The sequence below is a fragment of the Blautia sp. AF19-13LB genome, assembly GCF_003479105.1.
Lineage (GTDB): Bacteria > Bacillota > Clostridia > Lachnospirales > Lachnospiraceae > Fusicatenibacter > Fusicatenibacter saccharivorans.
In genome coordinates, this window is record NZ_QUGO01000011.1 from 51,889 (window position 1) to 68,542 (window position 16,654).

Sequence of the window (16,654 nt, forward strand, 5' to 3'; positions counted from 1 at the left end):
CTATTTCTGATAGGATTGCAGGTACATCTGACGGAAGTCGGTAGGGCTTACATTTTTTGATTTCAAAAAGACTCTGTTAAACGTAGAAATACTGTTAAAACCGGATTCGAGCGACACTTCGGTGATCGTGAGATCCGGTTTTTTTAACAGGTTTTCGGCGATATGGAGCCGTTCCCTGGTGACGAAATCCGTGAAGGAGAGGCCGGTGTATGCGCGGAACAGCTTGGAAAAATGGCAGCGGGAGAATCCGGCGACTTTTGATGCTTCTTCCAGGGAAACCGGTTCGGTGCAGTGACTTGAGATCCAGGTACATGCAGCAACCATCTGGCGGTGTACCTGTGCGGAATGGCCTGTTTTTTGCGGTGCGGCAGTTTCGGTCGGCACGGAGAGATTTTCGCCGAGCAGAATAAAAAACTGATATAGCAGAACGCATCCGCGCAGTTCGGAAAAACTGATACCGGAGAGGGAGAGCCTGCGCAGCTCTGTCAGAAATCCGCGAAGCTTTTCGATTTCCGGGAAGTTGTTCTGATTCAGAAGACGGATCTGATAAAAAAGATAAGCAACAGACTGGAAATCCACGCGTTTTTCCAGAAAATCTGCATCGAGCTGAAGCATGATCAGGCGATGTTCTCTGTTGGTTGTGGAAACAGCGTGCAGCTCGCCGGGCCAGATAAAAAGAAGATCACCGGGCTTTAGCGGAAAGGTTTCTCCATTTACTTCATAGATAATGCCGTTATCCTGTGCAAGCACAATTTCGATATAGTGATGCCAGTGCAGACCGAAATAGGCGGGGACATGCGAAATAGAGATATCGTAAACATAGCTGTTAGCAAAATGATTGTTTTCGAAAAAAGAAGTCGAATCGTTTTTCATGGCAAAAGAATCCTCCGTATCTGATAAACGGTATTATACAACAGAAGAGAGAAAAAATATAGAAAAAATCGAAACATCTGGGCAATGATCGGCAATATATAAGTAGTGTTTTACGAGGATCTGTATTATGGTTAAGATATGAAAATTGTGAAGAACGGCAGAAATCGGAAAAAGAGTGATGTGATTTTGGCGAAAATTCACAATAAAAGTTTATGAAAAGTGAAGAAGTGAGAGGTAAGCGAAAAATGCAGATTTATGTAGATGGAAATGCTGTGCGAAGCGGAAATGGGCAGAAGGAATATCCATTTCAGACGATTTCCGAGGCGGCAAAAATTGCAATGCCCGGCGACGAGGTGCTTGTAGCGCCTGGCGTATATCGGGAATATGTAGATCCGGCGAATGCGGGATGTGAGGATGCAAGAATTGTGTACCGTTCTGTGGAACCGGGAAAAGCTGTGATTACCGGTGCGGAAATTGTGGATAACTGGGAGCATTTGGAAGGTGATGTGTGGACAGCGCGCGTTTCGAACGGATTGTTTGGGGATTACAATCCATATACGACACTGGTCAGCGGTGACTGGTTTATCTCATCCTACACGGCACACACCGGAGAAGTGTATCTGAATGGAAAATCTATGTATGAGGTGACAAGTCTGGATCAGGTGAAAAAGCCGGAGATCTATAAAAAATCCTGGGATCAGGCATTCACGGTTTACACCTGGTATGTGGAGCAGGACGAAGAGAAGAATGAGACCGTTTTCTATGTGAATTTCCAGGGGAAAAACCCGAATGAGGAAACGGTGGAAATTAATGTGCGCGAGAATTGCTTTTATCCATCGAAGGAGGGCATCGGTTATATCACGCTGGCCGGCTTTGTTGTAAAACAGGCGGCAACCCAGTGGGCTCCGCCGACGGCATATCAGGAAGGAATGGTCGGCCCGCACTGGTCAAAGGGATGGATCATCGAGGATTGTGAGATTTCAGATTCGAAGTGCTCGGGCATTTCACTTGGAAAATACAGACAGCCGAACAATGACAATAAATGGCTCAAATGGAAATTCAAAGATGGCACACAGACGGAGCGTGACTGTATCTGCCAGGCGCAGCGGGAGGGATGGACAAAGGAAAACATCGGAAGCCACATCATCCGCCGGTGCAACATCCATGACTGTGGACAGACGGGTATTGTAGGCCACTTAGGTGGTGTGTTCTCGATCATTGAGGATAACCACATTCACCATATCAATAATAAACAGAACCTTGCGGGTGCGGAGATCGGCGGCATCAAGATGCATGCAGCAATCGATGTGATCATTCGAAGAAACCATTTCCATCACTGTACGAGAGGCCTCTGGCTCGACTGGCAGGCACAGGGCACACGTGTTACGCAGAACCTGTTCCATGACAATACGCTGCCGAACGAGGAAAATGCAAATCCAGAAGGTATGGACGGTATCGGCGAGGATATCTTTATTGAAATTTCCCACGGACCGACACTGGTGGACAATAACGTACTGCTTTCGGACCGCGCGATGAAGCTGGCAACGCAGGGTGTTGCGGTAGTACATAACATGATCGCGGGATCGTTTACTGCTGTCGGCCGCGGTGTCAACAATGGCTCCGAAAAGCTGCCGTCGCCACGCTACACACCGTACCATGTGCCGCATCGCACGGAGATCAACGGATTTATGACGGTTCTTCACGGTGACTGCCGGTTCTACAATAATATCTTCATCCAGAAGCCGGTTCGTGCGGGAATGGAAGAAATCCGTAAACTGACCGGAGATAATGAGTGGGATGACGGAAATCTGACAGCAGGAACCGCACCGTACAGCGGATATCCGACATTGGAGGAGTACGTGGCAAGATTTGAGGGCTATTGCGGAATGGGCTCCGGAAAGTCACCGGATCTGTATTACGAGAAGCTGCCGGTATGGCTTGGCGGCAACGTTTACTTCAATGGGGCGAAGCCGGCAGAGCAGGAACAGGACGCTGTAGTGGATACCGAGCATGAAATCACCATCGGTGTAAAAGAAGAGAACGGAAAATGGAAACTGGAGACCAATGTTTACGATTATCTGCCGCAGAATGCCTGTGCAGTGATCTCAACGGAGACGCTTGGCATGGCATTTGAGCCGGAACAGAAATATGAGAATCCGGATGGAACGCCGATCGTGTTCCGATATGACTACTTCGGAAACCGTCAGGGCATTCATCCGCTGCCGGGCCCGTTTGCATCAAAAGAGGCTGCGGAAGAAGCATTATCATAAAGAAATTCTATAGACCCGCAAAAAAATAGCGTAAAAAATTCAGCGCCGCAGAGAGTGAATGATTGCGTCACAGCCTTTTTTGCAGTGTTTTCGGGTTTTACTATAACAAAAAGGAGTATAGAGAAATGATTTACTATGTCAATAATTCCGCTCCGAAGAATGGAAACGGAACAAAAGAGATGCCGTTCAAGTTCATCAACGATGCGGCAAAAATTGCAAAGGCAGGAGATGAAGTTCTGGTTGCACCTGGTATTTACCATGAATATGTTGATCCGGTCAACGGCGGAACCGAGGATGCGAGAATCGTCTATAAGAGTGAGAAGCCGCTCGGCGCAAAGATCACCGGTGCGGAAACGATGAATGACTGGGAGCATTACAAAGATAATGTGTGGGTATGCCGTGTAGACAACGGAGTTTTTGGCAATTATAACCCATACACGACAATGGTCGGCGGTGACTGGTATTTTGCACCGGTGGTACGCCATACCGGCGCGGTTTATCTGAATGACCGCCAGTTATACGAGACAGAGACGTTCGAGGAGTGTATCAAGGGCGAGGTTTATGCGCCGTCCTGGGAGCCGGAGTGGTCGGTTTACAAATGGTATACCGAGCAGGACAAAGAGAAAAATCAGACGGTCATCTACGCAAACTTCCAGGGTAAAAACCCGACGGAGGAAAAAGTAGAAATCAACGTGCGCCGGAACTGCTTTATGCCGTCGAAAACAGGCGTAAATTACATTACGTTCAGTGGATTTGATGTCAGCAAGGCAGCAACGACATGGGCGCCGCCGGCTGCTTATCAGGACGGTATGATCGGTCCGCACTGGTCGAAGGGATGGATTATTGAGGACTGTGAGGTCAGCAACAGCAAGTGCTGCGGTATTTCGCTCGGAAAATATTACGATCCGGAGAACGACCATTACTTTACCAGAAAACACGTAAAAAGCCCGACCCAGATGGAGCGTGATGCTGTGTGCCGCGGCCAGTATCACGGCTGGACGAAGGAGAACATCGGAAGCCATATCATCCGCCGCTGCCACATCCATCACTGTGAGCAGACCGGTATTGTCGGACGGATGGGCGGTGTGTTCAGTATCATTGAGGACAACCACATTCACAACATCAACAATATGCAGCAGCTTGGCGGAGCCGAGATTTCCGGTATCAAGATGCATGCAGCGATCGATGTTGTGATGAGAAGAAATCACATTCATCATTGTACGATGGGCATCTGGTGCGACTGGGAGGCACAGGGAACACGCCTGACCCAGAACCTGCTGCACGACAACTGCCCGCCGGAGGGAACACCAAAGGCAGAGGGCGCAATGATGAGTCAGGATATTTTCATCGAGGTTGGCCATGGTCCGACCCTGATCGATAACAACATTATGCTCTCACCGGTCAGCGTTCGTATGGCGACCGATGGTATTGCCTGCGTACACAATCTGATGCTTGGCTCATTAACTGCAGTTGGCGGCGGAACAGGAGACCGTTACACGCCGTATCACATCCGTCACCGTACCGAGGTTGCCGGATTCATGACATTCCTGCATGGCGATGACCGGTTCTACAACAACATCTTTATCCAGAATTACCCGGTTGAGGAAACAGAAACGGTTGAGGACATGGGCTTCAAGATGGAGGATAACCAGGAGGTCGGAACGCATGTGTTCGACGAGTATCCGACCTATGACGAGTGGATCAGCCACTTTGAGCTGGATAAACCGGCCGACATGAGCAAGCTGGAGCCGTATCACAACAAGTGCCATCTGCCGGTTTGGGTAAACGGAAACGCTTACTTTAACGGAGCAAAGGCGTGTGTGAATGAAAAAGAGAATCTTATGGATAACGAGAACCAGGTTAAGGTGGAACTTGTGGAAAAAGACGGCCACTATTCCATCAAGACGAACGTGTATGAGTTCCTGAAGGATTTCCGGACGGGAATTATCAACAGTGATATTTTAGGATACGCCTTCGAGCCGGAGCAGAGATTCGAAGATCCGGACGGAAGCACGATTATCTTCGATCAGGACTATCTTGGCGAGCACCGCGGCGTGGCAGCAATGCCGGGACCGTTTGCGGATGGAGCTGAGGCAGAGAAGATTCTGTGGTAGAAGAAATCAGAACTTACCGGTTGATACGAAAAAAACAGGGCGCTGTGCAGGAAATGGCACAGCGCCCTGTTTTGGTAAAAGGAAAGTCAGGATGCCTTTGCAGAATCTTTTGCCGTCGGCATTTTCGCGTATAAGATTTTCAGTATAATCGGTGTTGCAACACTCGAGAAGAGAATCAGCAGAATCACGGCACTGAAGAAATCGCCGGATAAAAAGCCTGCATTCAGACCCTTTTGCGCGACGATCAGACAGACTTCACCGCGGGTCATCATACCGACACCGATTTTCAGGCTGTCGCCCCAGGTAAAGCCGCATCCCTTTGACATCAGGCCACAGCCGATAATTTTTGCGACAAGGCCGACGATGACGAAACAGATGGCAAAGAGTACGAATTTCTCGTTCATGCCGCTGAGCGTTGTTTTGAGTCCGATACTTGCAAAGAAAATCGGTCCGAAAATCATATAGGAGCTGATATCCATTTTTTCTTCGATGTAATCGGAAGAATCGAGGGAACACAGGATAACGCCCGCAACGTATGCACCGGTAATATCGGCGATGCCGAAATATTTTTCGGAAATGTAGGACAGTCCGAAGCAGAGCGCAAGACCCAGAATCGGGAGACGGCGGGTGTGCGGAAATACGGAGTTCATGCGGTTGAACAGCTTAAAGCAGAGAAAACCGAGCACAATCGCAAGGGCAAAAAACAGAATGGTGGAGGCTGCTACTTTCAGCGGATTGGATGTCGGATCTTTAAAACCGATGACAACAGTCAGCACAATGATACCAATGACATCGTCGATGATGGCTGCATTTAAGATGGTTGTTCCAACCTCTGTTTTCAGCTTGCCGAGTTCTTTCAAGGCCTGTACGGTGATGCTGACCGATGTCGCAGTCAGAATAACACCGATAAAAACAGCGTGGTAAAATTCTTCCGTTCCGACAGCAGAGAAGCCATAAAAGCTCATGTATAAGATGGCTCCAAGAACGAGAGGAACAAAAACACCGGCACAGGCGATCAGCAGGGATTTCACTCCGGTGCGGAGCAGATCCTTCAGGCTGGTGCCAAGACCTGCGGAGAACATCAGCAAAATGACACCGATCTCCGCCATTTGTGCGAGAAAGTCAGACTGCTGAACGAGTCCCAGCACACTGGGTCCAAGGACAATACCGGCAATCAGCTCGCCCACAACCTGCGGAGCCTTGCATTTTCTGGCAAGAATACCAAACAATTTTGCGAATACGATAATGATTGCCAGGTCTTTTAAAATGACATACGTATCCATGAAAAAGATACCCCCTTTTATGAAGTTTATGTATGTGTCGGCAGCTTGAAAGAGCAATGCCGGAGTTTGATACGCATACATTTTCAGTATAACAAAAATTGAGAAAAAATACTATCGGCAAGAAAGAAAAAATAAAGTAAAACGGAAAAAGAGATATAGAAAAGAGCATGTAGATATAGTATGATCAAAGCAGCAAATAAATTTTACATGGAGTTCAAAAAGCGGGATCAAAAAAACGAAAGGGGAAATAAAAAATGAGAGTTGGGAACGTGAAAGAAATTGTATTTTCCAAAGATCCAAAACAGATGAACTGGCTGCGGGAGGATTTCCCATACGCCGAGGTGAAATGCCCGCCGGAGTTTTCGGCTGAGGTGCAGAATGAGAAAGACGGAGATGTGCTGACAACGAAGATTGTGGTTTCTTACAACGGTGCGCATCCGTATTTTACAAATGCCGGAAGTATTGGGGTTTCATTTCCGTTGCAGGATCGCTACACGGACAGTGTGACCTGCCGTGACTATCGGTGCCATGCACATGTTTTCTGTGGGGAGAATACCAGTTATATCATGGCGCTCCGCATGGGTGGTGCGGCTCCGCATCTGGGAATGGTGCTCACAAAAGGCAGTCTTTCTGCTTACAGCGTGGAGCGCGATCTGAAACTGCAGAGTAATGACAGAGGCTGCTTCTGGCTGCACCCGTCCGCACAGGAATTTGCACCGGGAGACACGATGACGCTGGAGTGGAAAGTATTTCCGCATCAGGGACGTGAAGATTTCCGGGAGAAATTAAGAGCATTTTCCCAGGTGATTCTGGTGGATGCGGAGCAGTATGTGATTTATCCGGGAGAGACGAGTAAGGTAACCATTGAACCGACATTTCCGGCGGAAAAAGTGACGGTAAACGGAGTATCGCTGGAAAAGACGGAAAAAGGTGTTTATGAATATCTGTTTGAAAATGAAAAAACAGGGGAGTATGTACTTTCAATTTGTGCCGATGAGGTGAAAACTATTTGCCGTCTTCTCGTACAGGAGCGGCCGGAAACACTGGCTGCAAAACGGTGTGCGTTTATTGTCGATCACCAGCAGTATCATGGAAAGATCAAAGAACTGCAGGGTGCCTATCTGCCGTATGATAACGAAGAAAAAATTCTCGTCTGCACGCCGGAAAACGATTTCAATGCCGGACGGGAGCGTACCGGTATGGGTGTGCTGATTGCACGGGCACTGCAGCAGAATCTTTTAAAAGACCGGGAAAAAGCGGAGCAAAGCCTTCGTGAGTACCATGCATTCTATCTTCGCGAGCTGGTAAATGTAGCAACAGGTCTTGTTTGCAACTGTTCCGGAAAGGACAACAGCTATTTTCGGCTTTACAACTACCCATGGGCAGTGACATTCTTTCTTGAATGCTGGAAGCTGTGGGGAGAAAAAGAAAATCTGAAGACAGCAGTTCGTATCACAGAAAAATTTTATGAACAGGATGGATTCCGTTTTTATCCGATTGAAATGCCGATTGTGATGCTCTGCCAAGAGCTGGAAAAAGCAGGAGAACAGGAGGATCTGAAAACAGTAAGAGATCTGTTCCGACGTCATGCTGATCAACTGATTGAGATTGGAACGGCTTATCCGGCTTCGGAAGTAAATTACGAACAATCGATCGTACAGCCGGCGGCCGAAGTCATTCTTCAGGTTTACGAAGTGACCGGGGAAGAAAAATACCTGCGCGGAGCCGAGCAGCAGATCGCCGTCCTCGAACTCTTCGACGGCCAGCAGCCGGACTACCATCTGCATGAAACTGCAATCCGCCATTGGGACGGCTACTGGTTCGGAAAACGCAGAGTCTTCGGAGATACTTTCCCGCACTACTGGAGTGCAGAAAACGGTCGAACCTTCAAGCGCTACGCTCGCCTGACCGGAAACGAAGAATATAATATTCGCGGTGAGCATTCCCTGCGCGGCGTGCTGTCCATGTTCTTTGAGGATGGAACAGCGACCTGTGCGTACGTGTATCCGTATTCCGTCAACGGCCAGAAAACCGATTTTGCCGATCCGTATGCCAATGACCAGGACTGGGGTCTGTGCATGAATCTGGAATAAAACCAGAACCGGACAAAGGAGTTGTGAGAATCAAAAGTGGCTGTAAAACATTTCCAGGAGCTGAGAAACAAAAAAACGTTGACGAAAAAAAAGAAATTTGATAAACTGGAAAAATAAAAGGGAGTAGCTAGCCAACCGTGTTCACTTCTTCGTCAGTACAGCTATTGATATTCAATAACTCGGAAAGTGATTAAATAGCGAGACTTTTACTGTAGATGCAGTAGGAGTCTCTTTTTTTATGCCTATAACACCTGCTGCAAAGAATGCAAAAGAAAGAGAGGAAGATACGTATGATGTTACAGGCAGGGATTTTGATAGTGGGTTTCCTTTTTCTGGTAAAAGGAGCAGACTGGTTTGTGGAAGGGTCTGCAAGCATAGCAAGAAAGTTTGGAATTCCCCAGCTGATTATCGGACTTACCATTGTTGCAATGGGAACGAGTATGCCGGAGGCTGCTGTGAGTATTACTGCAGCGATGCAGCAGAACGCAGGAATTACGATAGGAAATGTGGTTGGAAGTAATATCTTGAATATTTTTATTATTCTCGGACTTACGGCATTGATAACAAATGTGGCAATACAAAGGTCTACCTTGTTTTATGAAATACCGTTTATGATGTTTGTTACGGTAGTTTTAATGATATGCGGAATGACAGGAGGAAAAGTAACGTTTGCCGAGGGCATAGTCTTATGGGTACTGTTTCTTGTATATCTTGGATATTTATTTGTAATGTCAAAAAAAGGGGAAAATCCGGAAGAGGAGGAAGCGAAAAATTATCCTGTCTGGAAATGTCTTCTTTTGATGGTGGTAGGCGGCGTCCTGGTTGTAAAAGGAAGTGATTTTGCCGTCAGCGGGGCAACCGAGATTGCACGATACTTTGGAATGAGTGAGCGTTTTATCGGACTGACGATTGTTGCTCTCGGAACATCTCTTCCAGAGCTGGTAACATCTGTGACAGCGGCAAAAAGAGGAAATGCAGGGATTGCAATCGGAAATATTGTCGGAAGCAATATTTTTAACATTTTATTTGTAATTGGAACAGCCGCACTGATCTGTCCTGTGCCATTTGAAACTAAATTTATTGTAGACACAGGAATCGCAATTCTGGCAGGTCTGGTTTTATGGATTGGGACGTACAAGAACAGGGAATTACGGAAAACGTGTGGTGTCGTTATGCTTTTATGCTATGCAGGATATTTTGCATATTTATGTGTGGTATAGGATGAACCATTTTTGATGAAACCATTATTTAAGCACCGACCATTTGGCCGGTGCTTTTGAAGTGCATTCAAAGCTATGCGAAACGGAAGAAAAAATCAAGAATCATGCTAGAATCTAGTACATCGTTTTGTAAATAACTATACCAATCACGCAGGATGCAGATTCGAGTGTGCAGGTATAAAAATGTAGGCGTAGCGGGCTACGCCGAGGCTTTTATGCCTGTGCAATCAGATTTGCAGACAAGTGAGTGGTATAGTTATTTCGAAAACGATGTACTAGCTTCGGAAGGCGGAAAACAGTCCCAAAAAGTGCAACAATTTTCTGGAAAATATGCTATAATCTGATCAAAGTAGAGAAAAGCGGAGAGTAGAAATGAAAAAATTACCAGAATCAGAACAGGAAATTATGATGATTATATGGGAATATGAGGAACCTGTCAGTCGATTTCAAGTTGAAGAAAAGTTGAATGTAGAGAAAAATGTTGCACCGAGTACCATTTTAACATTGCTTACTCGTTTGGAAAAAAAAGGATTTATTCAAAAAGTGAGGAACGGGAAATCAAATCTTTATGTACCATTAGTAGAAAAAGAAAATTATATAGGCACGGTTGGAAAAAACATGTTAGATAAAATGTTTCAAGGGTCATTAGCAAAATTCGCATCGGCACTGTATGATGGAGAAAAACTTAGCTCAAAAGAGGTTAAGCAATTGCAGGAATTTATTGACAGACAAAAATAGAAAAAGTGGTGTAGAGGATATAGTTACAGATGGCATTTATCATAAAGTGGAATCTTTCAATAGGCATAGTCGCATTTATGGCATATGTTGTACAAAAAATAATGGGGAAAAGGCTCGGTCATTACTGGAGAAAGATAGTCTGGATACTTCTGACACTTAAAATGTGCTTTCCATTTTGGAGTGTGACAGAGAAATTTCGGCAACATCCTTTTATGATTTCTATGCCGGCATATTATATCGGGGAACAAAATCAAAAGACCGCGATCATGACGAAAATGGGAAACGTTTCAATTCGAAGGTGGATGTCAGGCGAAAAATTTTTGCTGTATATATGGATTGCAGGGATGATTTTATGTCTTTTGTTTCACGCAATACAATATAGAATATGGAAAAAAAGAATATTTGCAGAATGTAAAAAGATGCAAAAAAATTCCGTATTAGAAGCTCTAAAAAAAGCAAGCGAAGTTTGTAAAATAAAAAAAACAGAAATATGGGTCTGTGAAAATCAAGATTTTTATTCTCCTATGTTGTTTGGTGTACGAAATACAAAAGTATTGATTCCACAAGAAATGCTGGAAACGGAAAATTACTCCTATGAAGAATGGTATTTGATTTTTTTACATGAATTGACACATCAGAAAAAACACGATTTATGGTATAAAAGGTTTCTTCAAATTATAAGGGATGTTTATTGGTTTTGTATCCCAATGCTGTGGGTGCAAAAAATGGCAAATATAGATATCGAATGTGTCTGTGATGAGACTGTTACAAAACATATGAATCTGACGCAACGGAAAGATTATTGCAATGTTATTTTAAAAGTGGCTTCAAAACAAACGAAAAAAGAATTGTCTGGAGTTGTTTCAATGGTATCAGAAACAGAGATACTGAAAGAACGATTTTACAATGTGTTTTTAGCAAGAAAAAAACTTCGAATATACGTCACTGTTTTTCTTTTTGGAATAATTATTTTGAGTTTTTCGGAAATGCAAATAGCGCGACAAATATGGTCATCATCGCATATAGAAAATTGTCCCAAATGCAAAGCTGCGGTACAAGGAGAAGTGGTTTGGAATGCATGGGAAAATGAAAAAAATGTAGTATGTACACATCAATATGCATGGGGAGATGACTTACAGAAAGCCAGATATGGAGTAGAAAAAATCAGGTGTAATGAATGTGGAAATTTTTTTGAGATAAAGATCAGGCAAGAAAAAATAGTCTGCCATGGGTATAATGATTAATTAGACAAATGTAGAAAAAAGATTGACAAAAAGTAGGAAGTATGGTATTTTTTGTTATACAAATGTAGAACGTACGTTGACAGGTATAATAAATTTTTAAGGAGAAAAGTATGAAAGCGGTAAAGAAAAAAATTTCCATTTTTCTAATGACCTTAATGTTGGCCAGTACATTTTCTGCCAATGTAACAAAAGCGGATGTTATCGAAAGTAAGAATATTTTTGCGTATGAAGAAATTATGCCGTATGCTGCAGTTTGCCCGAGATGTGGAGGAAGAATAACATCGTCAACCGTATGGGGAAGCTGGATAAGCAGTGGTACAGTTACATGTACTCATGGTCACGCATGGGGAACTGATTTGAAGCAGTATAGAACAGGAATAAAAACTACAAAATGTTTAAATTGTAACGCAGGAAATACTGCTAATGTGAAAGAAACAAGAACAATTTGTCACGGATATGATAATTAATGGTTAAAACACAAGGCTGTTGTATGATATGTAAAAAAACAGAAGTCATGCAATAGCCTTGTGCTATATAGAAACATAGGGGGTAGCATAATGATGGGAAAAAGGTTGAAAGAAATTTTTGGTTTGATTCTGATTAACATCACATTAGTCAGTGGGAGCTTAAATGCAGAAACGGTATATGCAGATACACAAGCCAAGATTGAAATTGAGAAAACGGAAATGCCATTAAAAATTTGTGTTGATGAAGAAAATAAAAAAACGGTACTTCAAATAGTGGCAGCCTGGAAGAAAATATATAAAAATAATGGAGTGGAACTAATGGTAATCCCATCAGGGCAACAGGCTTCGGAAGAAAAAGTACAGGAGATCCAGAATGAAATTACGACAGGAGAAGGGCCGGATGTATTTTTGGCAGAAGGGCCGAATCCGACCTGGAGTGAGCAAAGAGCAGTTGTTTTTGAGGACCCCAAAAAAGAAATGTATCAGGGAACCTTTCTTTCGTTGAAACCATACATGAAATATTTTGATATAGATATTTTAGAAGAGAAGATTTTGTCTGCAGGTATGGCTAATGAGGAACAAATACTGATTCCTATGACATACGATTATTTTCTATATGCATTTACAACACAGGATTTACCGGAAAATACAGAAATATCAAGAAATTGGCTGGAATTAGCCAGACAAAAAGAAAAAGCAATTCAACAGATTGTAGGGCAAAGAAGTGGGGTTCAATTTTTTGATACATTTAGTGAGGTAGTTGATTATAAGAAAAAAACACTTCTATATTCGGAAGAGCAGATAAAAAAAGTTTTGGATGAAACAGTAGCATTAAAAACAAGATCATTAGCTTTAAACTGGAAAATAAAAGATACAGGAGTAGTAAGTCTAAATGATTTGGAAGAACTTGGAGGTGAAAAAACAGTTCATACGGTATTTGCAATGCCGAATCAGGAAGGCGGATTCACTGCAAATGTTACACTTTATGCAGGAATTAATAAGAACACAAAGCAACCTTTAAAAGCAGTCTCCTTTTTACAAATGCTATACAGTGAAGAAGTTTTATCAGGAAAAGGAATAGAGTTAGAAGATAGAAGAGAGGCAAGCAATATAAGATTTCCGCAAGGGGTTTCTATTTACAAAAAGGAACTAGAAAAACGAATGCGGAGTCTTTCGAGACAAGATCAAAAACAAATCAAAACGATACAGGAAGAAGTAAACACCGTTCGATTTTATTCGGTATGGGACAGGGAACTTAATTCCTTATTATCTAAGTATGAGGCACAGGAAGATGAAAAGCAAAAAGAGCATGTCTTCATAAAAACAATACAGAAATGGAAGGGAAAAATACAGAAATGACATAAAAAATCAGCCCTGTGGAGTGAGAGTTGCAAGAAACAGATTTTCCGGAGTACTGTGGAACAGTCTGTAAAGCTAAAGCGGATATTCGCAATCCGCTTCGTTACTTGCTCATAACTGAATAGCTGCTTCACCGCTTATCAGGACTTGGTTGATTCGGTTAAATTCTTTTAGGGTTTGTCAAGGGTGATGAGGAGCTTTAAAAACAGGCTCCTCTTCACCCTTAATTTATATATCGGTTAATGATCTGTGCGTTTGAGAAATTGATTCGTATATATCAAGACACATATGACAGAGCATTACTTTTGACAGGAATTTTTAGAAACAATAACCTTTGTCGGTCGATACAGTTTTTCTCCGAAGAAGTAGCCTTTCTGTATTTCCTCGACAACTCTGTCTTCTTCCACCCGGTCGGTTTCTTCGATGTGCACTGCATCATGGATATGAGGATCAAATATTGTACCATTTGCTTCCATCGGTAAGACATTCAGCTGATATAAATTCTGCGCCAAAGCTGTACGGAAATCCATCATAAGAAGCTTTTCATCCATATAGGCCCAGCGATTCGTCGTTCGTTCCGAACTGACAATTCCATATTCGAGATTGTCTTTTACAGCCAGCAGCTTTTCAATCCATGTGCTGACTCGGATATTTGTATCTCCGTCATGACAGTCTGCAAATACTTCTTGTGTCTGTCTGGCGATCATCTGGATTCTCTTTCCAATTGCAGAAGCCTTCGTTGTGGGGTTCAGATTTTCCGCCCCCAGGCAAAACTCTTTTCCGGCCTGAAGTACATTTGCGAGAAGCTGTTCCGGTACGAAAACGGTATTTATCGGGAAGCGTTTCGGCTTTTCTTCTGTGAATTGACTCAAATCTATCTTTGCAAGATTCTCTCCTGATTGCAGTATCAGGGTAAAATCGCCGCATTCCATTCCAACCTCGATCCATGCTTTCAGCCGGCTTGCATCCTTTGGAAATTCAGGACAGATCTCCTCCATTTTCTAGGTTCTGACTTTCCTTTTAGAATCCTTTGATTTCAGATACAGGTTCAGACCTTTTCCTTTGATTCCGGAATCCAGCAAAATGTCGAAACCATCTGTTCGCATGGGAATCATGTGTCGTTCTTCGTTAAGCCAGGTTAATGGAATGCATTCCTTTCCCCATTGGATGGTTGAAATTTCAATTCCGGCGGTCCATGGGAAAAGTACAAGCATGGTAATAGGCTTCGCGGTAGGATTGGTAAGTCTGGCTCCCTGGGCTGCAGTTCTATCCGCGGCCACAACGGAAAGATCCTCGTATCCGATTGTTTCCTGACCCAGTGTTTCTCTCGATTTCGTATCACTTAGATAATAGTACGTCATATTTGGAATCATTTCTGGAGTATTCTCTCCGATGGTATATTCCAATCCTTCCAGCATATTAGTTTGATCTGTCCATGCTGAAAATTCTGCCAGCAGATTTTGCTTTTTACAATTTGAAATCACACGAACCCCAAATTGCTGGTCATGTTTCATATCTTGTGCTTTTGAAAGGGCACAAGCATCTGTCGCAGTCATAACCCTTATTACATGAAAGCCTGCTTTTTCCATGGCGGTCCGTACATTTTTCTGCGTTATAATTTCCGGTATAGAAAGGGCAAGCACACAATCGCTTATCTGTGCAAATGCAGTTTTTTGAAGCTCCATTTTCAATTCCTTCATCAGAGCAATACAATATCGAATCGAACAAGGCTCCAGGGTAGAAGAAACTGCGCTTTCTGCTTCCTGCATAAAGTCTTCTTCGTCTGTGTTTCTCTCGTGAAGCATCCGTAATATCCGCCTGACTCATAACGGTGAAGATACGGAGCAGTTACTTTTTATCAAGGGTTCTCGCGCATTACGCCGACCAGTGCATGCGGGACATATGGCTCTTCGAGATAAGCAGTCTCATCCGGTGTCAGCTGTACACCGATGGCTTTGACGCCCTCTTCAATATGCGATACCTTTGTCGCCCCGACAACCGGAGCAGTTACTTTTGTGAGCAGCCATCCGAGCGAAATCTGGATTCTCGTCAGCCCCTTCTTCTTTGCAAGTTCACCGACGCGGTCGATAATGATGGCGTCTTTTTCTTTCGTCGCATCATACTTTCCTTTTGCGTACGTATCTTCCTGCAGCCGTTTGGAAAGCTCCGACGGTTTTTTTGCCAGGCGGCCGGAAGCCAGCGGGCTGTACGGTGTCAGTGCAATATTCTGATCCTTGCAGAACGGAACCATCTCGCGTTCCTCCTCGCGGAATAGCAGATTGTAATGTCCCTGAATCGAAACAAATTTGGCCCAGCCGTTCTTATCCGCAATATAATTTGCTTTTGCCAGCTGCCATGCGAAGCAGTTAGAAATACCGATGGCGCGTACCTTTCCTGCAACGACAGCTGAATTTAATGCCTCCATCATTTCTTCTACCGGTGTGTGATAGTCCCACATATGGCAGATATAAAGGTCAACATAGTCCATGCCAAGATTCGTAAGGCTGCGATCGAGAAGACCTAAAATATGATCTTTTCCGCTCACCCCGTCTGCAATTTCCTGCGGGCTGCGCGGGAAAAATTTTGTTGCGACAACGACTTCATCACGTTTTGCAAAATCGTTCAGCGCGCGTCCCAGATACTGCTCGCTGGTGCCGCTCTGATAACCGGCAGCGGTATCAAAAAAGTTTACACCAAGTTCCAGACCGCGTTTTAAAATCGCGCGGGAATGCTCCTCGTCCAGTGTCCAGGAATGTATGCCGCTTTTTGCATTTCCAAATCCCATACATCCCATACAGATTCTCGATACCTTTAAATCCGAATTTCCAAGTTTTGTGTATTCCATGAAAAAATCTCCCTGTGCGATGATGTACTCCCAGAGTACATGATTTCGTGCTTTTCTAAGATACTTCCATTGTAAAATCGGAATACAGATTTGTCCAATACTTGATGCAAAAAGAAGGGTATGTTCAAAAAGCATGAAGAACGAGAGA

Annotated in this window: 13 protein-coding genes; 8 read left to right on the plus strand and 5 right to left on the minus strand. The window is 43.9% G+C overall.

The genetic code is table 11. The annotated features are described in order from the left end of the window. Positions 1–873 (minus strand): AraC family transcriptional regulator, encoded by an 873-nt coding sequence (locus tag DWX32_RS12555; protein ID WP_118595224.1) that lies wholly within the window; start codon positions 871–873, stop codon positions 1–3. 245 nt (positions 874–1,118) lie between these two features. Here DWX32_RS12555 and DWX32_RS12560 point away from each other — a divergent pair, with 245 nt between their 5' ends. Together DWX32_RS12560 and DWX32_RS12565 are read left to right on the plus strand one after the other, a co-directional pair. Then, positions 1,119–3,143 (plus strand): right-handed parallel beta-helix repeat-containing protein, encoded by a 2,025-nt coding sequence (locus tag DWX32_RS12560; protein ID WP_118660251.1) that lies wholly within the window; start codon positions 1,119–1,121, stop codon positions 3,141–3,143. Between the two features lie 125 nt (positions 3,144–3,268). After that, complete coding sequence (locus tag DWX32_RS12565) at positions 3,269–5,257, plus strand: right-handed parallel beta-helix repeat-containing protein (RefSeq protein WP_118660253.1); 1,989 nt, start codon at positions 3,269–3,271, stop codon at positions 5,255–5,257. Between the two features lie 86 nt (positions 5,258–5,343). On the opposite strand, the gene DWX32_RS12570 is transcribed toward DWX32_RS12565, so the two are convergent. Next, complete coding sequence (locus tag DWX32_RS12570; protein ID WP_055226128.1) at positions 5,344–6,540, minus strand: cation:proton antiporter; 1,197 nt, start codon at positions 6,538–6,540, stop codon at positions 5,344–5,346. A 254-nt stretch (positions 6,541–6,794) separates the two neighbouring features. On the opposite strand from DWX32_RS12570, the gene DWX32_RS12575 reads away from it, so the two are divergent. The 6 genes from DWX32_RS12575 to DWX32_RS12605 all read left to right on the plus strand — a co-directional run bounded on the left by DWX32_RS12575 (position 6,795) and on the right by DWX32_RS12605 (position 13,661). Beyond that, positions 6,795–8,633 (plus strand): six-hairpin glycosidase, encoded by a 1,839-nt coding sequence (locus DWX32_RS12575; RefSeq protein ID WP_118595226.1) that lies wholly within the window; start codon positions 6,795–6,797, stop codon positions 8,631–8,633. A gap of 290 nt (positions 8,634–8,923) precedes the next feature. Beyond that, positions 8,924–9,853 carry a calcium/sodium antiporter gene (locus tag DWX32_RS12580; protein WP_118660255.1) on the plus strand — a complete coding sequence of 310 codons (930 nt, stop codon included), beginning with the start codon at positions 8,924–8,926 and terminating at the stop codon, positions 9,851–9,853. Between the two features lie 372 nt (positions 9,854–10,225). Beyond that, positions 10,226–10,591, plus strand: coding sequence for a BlaI/MecI/CopY family transcriptional regulator (locus DWX32_RS12590; RefSeq protein ID WP_022461242.1), 366 nt, complete (start codon positions 10,226–10,228; stop codon positions 10,589–10,591). Between the two features lie 29 nt (positions 10,592–10,620). After that, a complete protein-coding gene (locus DWX32_RS12595) occupies positions 10,621–11,835 on the plus strand; it encodes a M56 family metallopeptidase (RefSeq protein ID WP_022461241.1) in 1,215 nt (404 codons plus the stop codon). Positions 11,836–11,945: 110 nt separating this feature from the next. Then, positions 11,946–12,302: a hypothetical protein gene (locus DWX32_RS12600; RefSeq protein WP_022461240.1), complete on the plus strand. Its 357-nt coding sequence runs from the start codon at positions 11,946–11,948 to the stop codon at positions 12,300–12,302. Positions 12,303–12,392: 90 nt separating this feature from the next. After that, the gene (locus DWX32_RS12605; protein ID WP_022461239.1) at positions 12,393–13,661 is read left to right on the plus strand and encodes an extracellular solute-binding protein; all 1,269 of its coding nucleotides are present in this window, start codon (positions 12,393–12,395) and stop codon (positions 13,659–13,661) included. A 299-nt stretch (positions 13,662–13,960) separates the two neighbouring features. Here the strand turns inward: DWX32_RS12605 and DWX32_RS12610 are convergent, their stop codons facing one another. The 3 genes from DWX32_RS12610 to DWX32_RS12620 form a co-directional block, all read right to left on the minus strand. After that, positions 13,961–14,659, minus strand: a complete 699-nt coding sequence (locus DWX32_RS12610; protein WP_022461003.1) for a nucleotide exchange factor GrpE — start codon at positions 14,657–14,659, stop codon at positions 13,961–13,963. A 3-nt stretch (positions 14,660–14,662) separates the two neighbouring features. Then, complete coding sequence (locus DWX32_RS12615; protein ID WP_158579587.1) at positions 14,663–15,250, minus strand: hypothetical protein; 588 nt, start codon at positions 15,248–15,250, stop codon at positions 14,663–14,665. Positions 15,251–15,519: 269 nt separating this feature from the next. Beyond that, complete coding sequence (locus DWX32_RS12620) at positions 15,520–16,506, minus strand: aldo/keto reductase (RefSeq protein ID WP_117801808.1); 987 nt, start codon at positions 16,504–16,506, stop codon at positions 15,520–15,522. Positions 16,507–16,654 lie beyond the last annotated feature (148 nt).